Raw genomic sequence first — 1,329 nt, 5'->3', positions numbered from 1 at the left:
TCAGGCCAGAACATCCTTCCTCTCGATAGCGTTTTTCCCAACGACTAATATAGCTCGATTGAACTCCCAACACTGCTTGGATTTCTCGGTGCTTGAGTCCTTGAATTCGCATTTTGACAGCTAAAGCGAGCTTTAGCTCTCTAGGATCCCGATTGCTAGCTATTAATTCTTCCAGAGTCATGAGAATATTTCTGGGTCAACTTATATTCCATCATATCTCATTATTCTTCAAAATCATTTAGGATTACTATAGGTCTATGCTATCCTTTGCTTTTAATTGTTCATACATTTCGCTAAACCTATTTCTCGGCATTGTAGCAAAAGCATATTTTGGATCCTCTTCTTTTCCTTTTGTGTTTGCATCAAAGGTTTCGATTAGTGCCATGAGGAGCATCTTTAGATAGCCTATTACGGCTCTATAGTCTTCCTGGGAGTCTATAGTTTTCAGATCTGTCTGATTGATCGTCTCTTCTATGATCTCTTCGTTTAATTTTAATTTCAAAAGTTGCGCTGTTTCTGCCGCGCTCTTTCCTATCAACTGGCGATAATCTTTGTTGTTTTTGTCCGCTAATAGATCTATGTAATAGCCAAAATGTTTAAACGGTATGTCTAGGGTTGCCTGTGGAACAAACTTCGCTTTTTCTGCATCTCTCCTCTCTTCTGCTACATATCTTATTTGATAGGGCATGCCAGCCACCTTTTCTCCTGAGAACAAAAAACCACCTATATTATCGCCTTGATTCACCAAATCATTTTTTCTTTTCTTATTCTCATTGAGAAAATTTTTCATATCTGTATGTGCTGCCTTTATTTCGTCCGAATTATTCATCGGATCAGTGACGAATTCTAGATTGCCATTGTCGCTTGTTATTGCTACTTTGCCTTTTTTTGCTAACGCTTTCTTAGTATCTTTTATTTGAGTAAAGCAGTCTTTTTTATTTTCGTCTTTTCTTTCTACTTTTATTTCATTATCTGATTCCGCCTCTATAGCAATCGCCCGCTGTATTATCTTCCTCCCGCTACTCCCTAGTATCTCTTTCTTTTGCTGAACCACATGGGTCAACTCATGGGCAATTAACTCCTGCCCTCCTCGACTCCCAGGATTATATTCCCCCTGCCGAAAGAAGATATCTTTACCTGTGGTAAAAGCACGAGCCTGAATTGATTGATTCAACTGGTCAGATTGGGCATCACTGTGAACTTTCACCCCACTAAAATCTGCCCCAAACGACTGTTCCATTGGTTTCCGGATACTCTCAGCAATCGGCATCCCCGACCCCCTTGCCTGTTGGATTGAGCTTTCCAACTCTGGGGTAGCCGCCATCCCAC

The 1,329-nt window shown here is 40.6% G+C and carries 2 protein-coding genes; both read right to left on the bottom strand.

The genetic code is table 11. The features are described from left to right. On the bottom strand, positions 1-181 hold a 181-nt coding region (locus F6K63_RS36925), incomplete at its 3' end, for a helix-turn-helix domain-containing protein (RefSeq protein ID WP_287315020.1). 66 nt (positions 182-247) lie between these two features. Then, positions 248-1,329, bottom strand: a 1,082-nt coding sequence (locus tag F6K63_RS37570; protein ID WP_353813188.1) for an eCIS core domain-containing protein, incomplete at its 5' end; no start/stop codon positions are given.

Origin of the sequence: Moorena sp. SIO1G6 (genome assembly GCF_010672795.1) — a bacterium.
Classification (GTDB): Bacteria; Cyanobacteriota; Cyanobacteriia; order Cyanobacteriales; family Coleofasciculaceae; genus Moorena; species Moorena producens.
The sequence above is the reverse complement of the archived record's forward strand: the minus strand, read 5'-3'. Positions and strand labels throughout refer to the sequence as shown.